Below are 9,099 nucleotides of genomic sequence, written 5' to 3' on the forward strand. Positions count from 1 at the left end.
GGCGCGGAGAGCCGTCCGCGCCGGGCCCGGGTCCCTGGACCGCGCAGGGTCGTGGCGATGCCGGACGGCCCTCCTTCACGAGGGCCGTGCGTCCGGGCCGGCGGTCAGCGGTTGAGGACGTCCTCGATCGTGGCGGCCACGTGCTGGGCCTGGAGGTCGCGGCCCTTCTCGTTGGGGTGCGCGTACCAGGGAATCTTCGTGCCGAAGAGGTCGAGCTTCGAGTCCTCCAGCAGGCCGCCGATGCCCCGGGCGGCGCCGTCGCACGCCGTGTTGCCGCCGGTGCGGGCGTAGAGGTCCACGAAATCGGCGCCCTCGTTCGCGGCGGTCTTCTTCATGACGTCGTCCAGCCGCTTCTGCACCTGGTCGAGGAGCGGCAGCGCGTCCTCGGGCACGTCGACGAACGGCAGTTGCGACTGTCCGGGGGCCGCCTTCAGGCACTTGGTGGTGTCCTGGGGCACGAGCCTGGGGTAGCCGACCAGGACGCGCTCGGCGTCCGGGGCGAAGTAGCCCGCGCGCATGAGCAGTTGCTCCAGGTCCGCCTCGACCTGGTCGAACTTGTGGTCCAGCCACGCCTTTCCGTCTTCCGACTCGAAGAAGTCCTTGCACTCGGCGGCGGGCTTGTCGCGGTCCACCGGTTCTCCCGGCAGCAGGGGGTGCTTGCGGAGTTCGTCGGAGCACTGCTTGAGGATGCTGGTGAAGCCCAGCGTGTTGCCGCCCATGCCGCCCACGACCAGCTGGGTGTCGTCCTTGAGCGCTTCCTGCTGGGCCGGCAGCGTCCCGGCGCCGAACGGCAGTTCCTGCTCCTGCCAGAAGTGCTCGACGAGCGCGCCTCCGCAGGAGACGTCCGCCTGGACCTGGAGGGTGATGTTCTTGTCCTTGAAGGTCCGGGTGGCGACGGCGGGATAGTTCTCCGTCGCCTGGAAACACCAACCCCTTTCGCTGTCCGTGTCGTTCACGGGGGAGATGCCGAAGCCGGCGGTGTAGGAGTCGCCGAAGAAGACGGTCGGCACCGGGTCGGCGGGCGCCGCGGCGGTGGCCCCCGCCGGGACGGCGAGCGCCAGGCAGCTGCCCAGCGCGAGGGCGACGGCGGCCGGCCGCCGCGTCTTGGGAGTGGTGGTCGTCTTGCGCGTGGCCGAAGACATGGATGTGCCCTTCTGGTGAGCCCGCGAGGCAGAGCGAGCGGAAAGCAACGCTCCGTATTCACGCACATGCGGACGGTGAGACTCCAGTTGGCTCGCGCCGCAACAGCGCGTTCTCGGACGCGGCACTCGGGTGCGCCGAACGTGCCTGGTCCTGAGCGGTGTCGACGCGGACGGGCGAGGTGCTGGCAGGTGTACGCCACATCTGTCGTCCTCTTGACCGAGGTGAGGTCGCTCGTTCGAAGGCGAGTGATCGTTTCTGCGGTGGGACGGCGGCGGCGCCCCCGCGATGCTCTCGGCGTCCGGCCCGCGCCCGCAGGCCGGAAGACGCCTGCTCGACCGCTTCCTGGAGGTGGCCCCTCGTGGTCCTCGTCATCGTCGTCGCCGTCCTGGCCCTGCTCGCCGGCCTGGCGGCCAACCGCTGGCTGCGGCCCCGGCTGGTCGGGGACGACGACGACACGGGCATGGGCGTGAAGGACCTCGTCGGACCGCTCCTGACGATGACCGTCCTGCTGCTGTCGTTCGTCCTGGTCACCGCCAACGGCTCCTTCGGCAAGGCCGAGGTGGCCTCGCGCGGCGAGGCCCGCGCCCTCGACCAGCTGGTCGAGACCGCCGAGTACGCCCCCGTGGCCCAGCGGTCCCGCATCCAGGCCGACGCCGTCTGCTACGCCCGCGCCGTCCGCGAGCAGGAGTGGCCGGCCATGGGCGACGGCAAGGGCTCGCCGGCGCCGAGCGTGTGGTCGACGGACTTCCGGAAGACCTTCCGCGCCCTGGAGGGCAAGCCCGTCTTCGGCATGCTGGTCGCCGCCGACAGCAAGCGCTCCGACGAGCGCGAGGAGCGCCTCACCCAGGCCACCGCGAGCATCCCCAGCGCCATCATGTGGTTCCTGCTCGCTACCCTGCTCATCACCGTGACCGCGCTCGGGATCTGCCTGCCCCGCCGCAACAACCGCGGACAGATCATCACCCTCGTCGTCATCACCGCCCTCCTCACGACGGCGCTGTGCATCATCCGCGACGTCGACCGGCCCTTCGGCGGCATCATCGACGTCCGGCCCACCGCCATCACCGAGGCCGAACGCCAGGCCACCCGCGACTTCACCACGAACCACCCGGCCGCCGACCTCCCCTGCGACGAGAAGGGCAACCGCCGCGCCGTCTGAGGCGGTGGTGCTACAACCAGTCCTTCCGCTTGAAGACCACGTACAGGCTCGTGCACACCACGGCCATCAGCAGCACCGCGAACGGATAGCCGCCCGCCCAGTGCAGCTCGGGCATGTGGTCGAAGTTCATGCCGTAGATGGTGCCGACGAGGGTGGGGGCGAAGAGGATGGCGGCCCACGAGGAGATCTTCTTGATCTCCTCGTTCTGCTCGAAGCCCGCCTCCGCCAGCGCCCGCATCTCCGCGTTCTGCTGCTGGGTCACCAGGGTCGCGTTGACGGTGAGGATCTCCGTGAGGGCCTGGCGGAAGCCGTCGACGCGCTCGCTGGTGTGGGTGACGTGGTCGGCGACGTCGCGGAGGTAGCGCTGGAGCTCCTCGTCGGTGCCGTACTTGGCGAAGCCGGCCATCAGGCCGTGCAGCATGCCGACGAGGGGGCGGGTGGCGCGCTGGAACTCGACCATCTCGCGCGAGAGTTCGTAGATGCGGCGGGAGACGGCGGGGTCGCCGCCGAAGACCTCGGTCTCGATCTCGTCCACGTCGTTCTGCACGCCCGCCACGACCGGCGCGTAGCCGTCGACCACCGCGTCCAGGATGGCGTACAGCACCGCCTCCGGGCCGAGCGCCAGCAGGTCCGGGTTGCCCTCCATGCGGCGGCGGACTGCCGACAGGTCGGGGGCGGCGCCGTGCCGGACCGTGATGAGGAAGTCGGGGCCGACGAAGATGTGCAGCTCGCCGAAGTCGACCTCCTCCTGGGCGTCGAGATAGCGGGCCGCGCGCAGCACCACGAAGAGCGTGTCGCCGTACCGTTCCAGCTTCGGGCGCTGATGGGCTTCGAGGGCGTCCTCGACGGCCAGCTCGTGCAGGTCGAACTCGGCGGCCAGCGAGTGGAGTTCCTCCTCGGTCGGGCGGTGCAGCCCGATCCACGCCATGCCGTCCGGGTGCTCGCGCAGCTGCCGGTACGTCTCCGCCAGCGTCGCCGGCGACGACACCTTGCGGCCCTCGCGGTACAGCGTCGCCTGGATGACGCTCGGCCCGCCGGACGGCTCCGGGGGCGCGGCGGCCGGGGACGGTTCCGGGCGGCGGCGCCAGGCCGCGCGGGGTCGGCGGTCGGACACGTACGTACCTCCGTCGGCTGCTTCGCGGGACGCCCGGCGGAGGTCCGCCCGGCGGAGAGAAAGGGTATATGGGTGCGAATGGGAGGGGAGGGTCCGGGGTGGGGGACCCCGCCGCGCCCGCCCCGCGCCCTCCGGACCCGCCCGCCGCGCCGCCGAAGAGGACAGGAACCGTCCTATACGGCTTGTACCGTCCCGGCATGGACACCCTCCCGCCGCTCTCGCGCCGCGCGCTCGGCCGCGCGACCCTCGCCCGCCAGCTGCTGCTCCGGCCCGCGCCGCTCGGCCCCGAGGAGGCCGTGCACCACCTCGTGGGGCTCCAGGCGCAGAACACCAAGCCGCCGTACTACGCCCTCGCCGCCCGCCTCGACGGCTTCCGGCCCGAGGACCTGTCCGCCCTGATGGAGTCCCGGGCCGTCGCCCGGATCGTCAGCCTGCGCTCCACCGTCCACACCCACACCGCCCGCGACGCCGTCGCCCTGCGCGCCCTCGTCCAGCCCGGCGCGGTCGACCGCGAGCTGGGCGTCTTCCGCAAGGGGCTCGCCGGCGTCGACCTCGGCCGGCTCGCCGGCCTCGTCCGCGAGCTCGTGGAGGCGGAGCCGCGTACCCCCAAGCAGCTCCGGGCCCACCTCCTCGCGGAGTGGCCCGACGCCGACCCGCTCGCCCTGACCGTGGCCGCCCGCTGCCTGTTGCCGCTCGTCCAGGTCACCCCGCGCGGGCTGTGGGGCCGCGGCGGGCAGGTCGCGCTCACCACCGCCGACGCGTGGTTCGGGCGCGGGGGAGCGGCGTACGAGCCCGCCGACCTCGACGAGACGGTGCTGCGCTACCTCGGCGCCTTCGGGCCCGCCTCCGTACGCGACATGCAGACCTGGTGCGGGCTGACCCGGCTGCGGCCGGCGTTCGAGCGGCTGCGGCCCCGGCTGCTCGCATTCCGGGACGAGGACGGCACCGAGCTGTTCGACCTGCCCGACGCGCCCCGCCCCGACGAGGACACCCCGGCCCCGCCCCGCTTCCTGCCCGAGTTCGACAACCTGCTGCTCTCCCACGCCGACCGGCGCCGCGTCGTCCCCGAGGCGCACCGGACCCGCACGTGGACCGGCAACCAGGCCCACCGGGTCTTCCTCCTCGACGGGCTCCTCGCCGGACTGTGGCACCTGGAGGAGACCAGGGCGCGGGTGACCCTCACCGTCGAGCCCTTCGCCCGGCTCACCCGCGCCGACCGGGCCGCGCTCACCACCGAAGCCGAACGCACCCTGCGTCTGACGGTGCCCGCGGACGGCGCGTACGACCTCGTCTTCCGCCCGGCGGACTGAGCATCCGGCGGACTGAGCACCCGGCGGACTGTGCACGACCGGACTGTGCACCGGGCGGACTGCGCACGCGCCCGGCCGCTACGGCAGCGCCCCCGCCCGGCGGGCCGCCACCACCGCCTCCAGGCGGGTGTGCGCGCCCAGCTTCCGCATCGCCGAGCGCAGATAGCCCTTGACCGTCTCCGGGCGGAGCCCCAGCCGCTGGGCCGCCGCCGCGTTCGTCGCGCCCGACGCGACCGCCGCGAGGACGTCCGTCTCGCGCGGGGTCAGCGCCACCCCGGGGAGCGGGCCGGGCCGGCCGGCGGCCGACTCCAGGCGCCCGCAGACCGCCAGCAGCCGGGCCCGCAGCTCCTCGTCCAGGACCTGCGGGGCGAGCGCCCGCAGTTCGCCGTACGCGTGCCGGACCTCCTCCCAGGACGGGCCGGGCGCCTCGGCGGGCGCCGCGAGGCGGCTCACCTCGTCCCGTACCGCCAGCGCCTGCTCCACGTCCCGGGCCGCCGCCACCGCCGCGTCGAAGACCCGCTCGCCGATCGGCAGCGCGTCGCGCAGCGCCCCGTACAGCACCCCGCGCACCTGCCGCCGGACGACGACCGGCACCGCGATCACCGACCGCAGGCCCTCCGCCGAGACCGGCAGGTCGTACTCGTGGGTGATGTGCCGGGCCACCGGATAGTCGGTGACCGCGCAGGGGCGGGCCAGCGCCAGGCACTTCCCGCCGAGGCCGTTGCCGGGGGAGACCGCCAGGCCCTGGAGCGCGGGGGTCACCGTCCCGTGCAGCTCGGCGATCCGCAGCGGCCGGCCGCCGTCCCGGACGAGGCCGCCGAAGACCACGGGCAGCCCGCTGCCGCGCCGCAGCCGCAGCAGCGCGGCCCGCAGCTCCACCGCCTCGATCCGCTCCGACACCGGAGAACCCTCCTTCGCTCCCACTCCTCACCCCCGAACGGGGGTAGTGAGACCTGGGTCACCGATTACACGATGGGCGGGACCGGTCCCGCAACGAGGAGGACACATGACGGCTACCAGCGCGACCGAGGAGTTCCGGGCCGCCCGGGACTTCCTGCTCCGGCACCGCGAGGACTACGCGGCGGCGTACGGCGGCTTCGCCTGGCCCCGCCCCGACCGGTTCAACTGGGCGCTGGAGTGGTTCGACGTCATCGCCGAGGGCAACGACCGCACGGCTCTGCACCTCGTCGAGGAGGACGGCTCCGAGACGAAGGTGAGCTTCGCGGAGATGTCCGCCCGCTCGAACCGGGTCGCGAACTGGCTGCGCGCCCAGGGCGTCCGCGCCGGGGACCGGATCATCGTGATGCTGGGCAACCAGGCCGAGCTGTGGGAGACCATGCTCGCCGCGATGAAGCTGCGCGCCGTCGTCATCCCCGCCACCCCGCTCCTCGGCCCCGCCGACCTGCGCGACCGGGTCGAGCGCGGCCGGGCCCGGCACGTGATCGCGCGCGCCGAGGACACCGCCAAGTTCGACGACGTCCCCGGCGACTACACGCGCATCGCCGTCGGCGGCGACGGGGTGAACTGGCTGGGGTACGAGCACGCCGACCGCGCGTCCGACGTCTTCGAGCCCGACGGCGTCACCCTCGCCCACGACACCCTGATGCTCTACTTCACCTCCGGCACCACGGCCCGCCCCAAGCTCGTCGAGCACACCCACACCTCGTACCCGGTGGGGCACCTGGCGACCATGTACTGGATCGGGCTCCGGCCCGGCGACGTGCACCTCAACATCTCCTCGCCCGGCTGGGCCAAGCACGCCTGGTCCAACCTCTTCGCCCCCTGGAACGCCGAGGCGACCGTCTTCATCCACAACTACGCGCGCTTCGACGCGGGCCGGCTCATGGACGAGATGCAGCGCCACGGCGTCACGTCCTTCTGCGCCCCGCCGACCGTGTGGCGGATGCTCATCCAGTCCGACCTGAGCCGGCTGACCGCCCCGCCGCGCGAGGTCGTCGCCGCCGGCGAGCCGCTGAACCCCGAGGTCATCGAGGCGGTCCGGCGCGGCTGGGGCGTCACCATCCGGGACGGCTTCGGGCAGACGGAGACCGCCGTCCAGGTCTCCAACAGCCCCGGCCAGCCCCTCAAGGAGGGCTCCATGGGCCGCCCCGGCCCCGGGTACGCGGTGACCCTGGTCGACCCGGTGACCGGTCGCCCGGACGCGGAGGAGGGCGAGATCTGCCTCGACCTGTCCGCCCACCCGGTGGGCCTGATGACGGGCTACCACGGCGACCCGGACAAGACGGCGGAGGCGATGGCCGGCGGCTACTACCGCACCGGCGACATCGCCCGCCGCGACGAGGACGGCTACCTCTTCTACGTGGGCCGCGGGGACGACGTCTTCAAGGCCTCCGACTACAAGATCAGCCCCTTCGAGCTGGAGAGCGCGCTCCTGGAGCACGAGGCGGTCGCCGAGGCCGCCGTCGTCCCCGCCCCGGACCCGGTGCGGCTCGCCGTCCCGAAGGCGTACGTCGTCCTCGCCGACGGCTTCAAGCCGGACGCGGAGACCGCCCGGTCCCTCTTCGCCCACTCGCGGGCCGTCCTCGCCCCGTACAAGCGGGTCCGCCGCATCGAGTTCGCCGACCTGCCGAAGACCGTCTCCGGCAAGATCCGGCGGGTCGAGCTGCGCCGCCTCACCGCCGAAGGCGCCCCCGCGGGCCCGGAGTTCACCGAGGGGGACCTGGCATGACGACCGGTACGGAACTCTCCTACGCGCACGGCACCTCCGGCACCCCGCTGCTCGGCGACACCATCGGCGCCAACCTCGACCGGGCCGTCGCCGCCTGGCCCGCCCGCGAGGCGCTGGTCGACGTGGCCGGCGGACGGCGCTGGACCTACGCCGAGTTCGGCGCCGACGTCGACCGGATCGCCGGGGCGCTGCTCGGCAGCGGCGTCCGCAAGGGCGACCGGGTCGGAGTGTGGGCGGTCAACTGCCCCGAGTGGGTGCTCGTCCAGTACGCCACCGCCCGCGTCGGCGCCGTCATGGTCACCATCAACCCGGCCTACCGCGCCCACGAACTCGCCTATGTGCTGGGCCAGTCGGGGATCTCAATGCTCTTCGCCTCGCTCGCGCACAAGACGAGCGACTACCGGGCGATGGTCGACGAGGTCCGCGGCGAATGCCCGGAGCTGCGGGAGGCGGTGTACTTCGGCGACGCGAGCTGGGACGAGTTCGCGGCCCGCCCGTCCGGCGGTCTCGTGCCGGAACCGCTCGCCGCCGACGAGCCGGTCAACATCCAGTACACCTCGGGCACCACCGGCTTCCCGAAGGGCGCCACCCTCTCCCACCACAACATCCTCAACAACGGTTATTTCGTCGGGGAGATGATCGCCTACACCGAGCAGGACCGGATCTGCGTGCCGGTCCCCTTCTACCACTGCTTCGGCATGGTGATGGGCAATCTGGCGGCCACCTCGCACGGCGCCTGCATCGTGATCCCGGCGCCGTCCTTCGACCCGGCCGCGACCCTCCGCGCCGTCCAGGAGGAGCGCTGCACCTCGCTGTACGGCGTGCCGACGATGTTCATCGCGGAGCTGAACCTCCCGGACTTCGCGGCGTACGACCTGTCCTCGCTCCGCACCGGCATCATGGCGGGCTCGCCGTGCCCGGTGGAGGTGATGAAACGGGTGGTCGCGGAGATGAACATGGCCGAGGTGTCGATCTGCTACGGCATGACGGAGACCTCGCCGGTCTCCACCCAGACCCGCCGCGACGACGACCTGGAGCGCCGCACCGGCACGGTCGGCCGGGTCATGCCGCACGTCGAGGTGAAGGTCGTGGACCCGGCCACCGGCCTCACCGTGCGGCGCGGCACCGCGGGCGAACTCTGCACCCGCGGCTACAGCGTGATGCTCGGCTACTGGGACGAGCCGGCGAAGACCGCCGAGGTCGTCGACGCCGGCCGGTGGATGCACACCGGCGACCTCGCGGTGATGCGCGACGACGGCTACGTCCAGATCGTCGGCCGCATCAAGGACATGATCATCCGCGGCGGCGAGAACGTGTACCCGCGCGAGATCGAGGAGTTCCTGTACGCCCACCCGAAGATCGCCGACGTGCAGGTCGTCGGCGTCCCCGACGAGCGGTACGGCGAGACGATCCTGGCCTGCGTGATCCCCCGCGACCCGGCCGCCCCGCCGACCCTCGACGAACTCACCGCCTTCTGCCGCGACCGCCTCGCCCACTACAAGATCCCGAGCCGCGTGGAGATCCTCACCGAGTTCCCGATGACGGTCAGCGGCAAGGTCCGCAAGATCGAACTCCGGGAGCGGTACGGGGCCTAGTGATCTGAGTCAGAGATTCGTCGGCAGTAGGCGGCGACTTTGTCGAGGATCTCGTCGGCGGTCTTCGTCCAGACGAACGGTCTGGGGTG

Annotated in this window: 7 protein-coding genes; 4 read left to right on the forward strand and 3 right to left on the reverse strand. The window is 72.7% G+C overall.

All coding sequences use genetic code 11. From position 1 onward, the window contains the following. Positions 1–104: 104 nt before the first annotated feature. Positions 105–1,142 carry an SGNH/GDSL hydrolase family protein gene (locus tag ACFVQZ_RS34805; protein WP_383628832.1) on the reverse strand — a complete coding sequence of 346 codons (1,038 nt, stop codon included), beginning with the start codon at positions 1,140–1,142 and terminating at the stop codon, positions 105–107. Positions 1,143–1,501: 359 nt separating this feature from the next. Here ACFVQZ_RS34805 and ACFVQZ_RS34810 point away from each other — a divergent pair, with 359 nt between their 5' ends. Next, positions 1,502–2,302: a DUF4239 domain-containing protein gene (locus ACFVQZ_RS34810; RefSeq protein ID WP_030498076.1), complete on the forward strand. Its 801-nt coding sequence runs from the start codon at positions 1,502–1,504 to the stop codon at positions 2,300–2,302. A gap of 10 nt (positions 2,303–2,312) precedes the next feature. On the opposite strand, the gene ACFVQZ_RS34815 is transcribed toward ACFVQZ_RS34810, so the two are convergent. Then, positions 2,313–3,416 carry a magnesium and cobalt transport protein CorA gene (locus ACFVQZ_RS34815; RefSeq protein WP_030498077.1) on the reverse strand — a complete coding sequence of 368 codons (1,104 nt, stop codon included), beginning with the start codon at positions 3,414–3,416 and terminating at the stop codon, positions 2,313–2,315. Positions 3,417–3,613: 197 nt separating this feature from the next. On the opposite strand from ACFVQZ_RS34815, the gene ACFVQZ_RS34820 reads away from it, so the two are divergent. Next, positions 3,614–4,726, forward strand: coding sequence for a winged helix DNA-binding domain-containing protein (locus ACFVQZ_RS34820; RefSeq protein WP_383628835.1), 1,113 nt, complete (start codon positions 3,614–3,616; stop codon positions 4,724–4,726). 78 nt (positions 4,727–4,804) lie between these two features. Here the strand turns inward: ACFVQZ_RS34820 and ACFVQZ_RS34825 are convergent, their stop codons facing one another. Continuing rightward, a complete protein-coding gene (locus tag ACFVQZ_RS34825) occupies positions 4,805–5,626 on the reverse strand; it encodes a LuxR C-terminal-related transcriptional regulator (RefSeq protein WP_030498079.1) in 822 nt (273 codons plus the stop codon). A 106-nt stretch (positions 5,627–5,732) separates the two neighbouring features. Between ACFVQZ_RS34825 and ACFVQZ_RS34830 the strand changes: the two genes are divergently transcribed. Further along, positions 5,733–7,415, forward strand: coding sequence for an AMP-binding protein (locus ACFVQZ_RS34830; RefSeq protein ID WP_383628837.1), 1,683 nt, complete (start codon positions 5,733–5,735; stop codon positions 7,413–7,415). Then, positions 7,412–9,010, forward strand: a complete 1,599-nt coding sequence (locus tag ACFVQZ_RS34835) for an AMP-binding protein (RefSeq protein ID WP_383628839.1) — start codon at positions 7,412–7,414, stop codon at positions 9,008–9,010. Before ACFVQZ_RS34830 ends, ACFVQZ_RS34835 begins: the two co-directional genes overlap by 4 nt. The last annotated feature ends 89 nt before the right edge of the window (positions 9,011–9,099 follow it).

The sequence above is a fragment of the Streptomyces sp. NPDC057854 genome, from assembly GCF_042797055.1.
Taxonomy (GTDB): Bacteria; Actinomycetota; Actinomycetes; order Streptomycetales; family Streptomycetaceae; genus Streptomyces.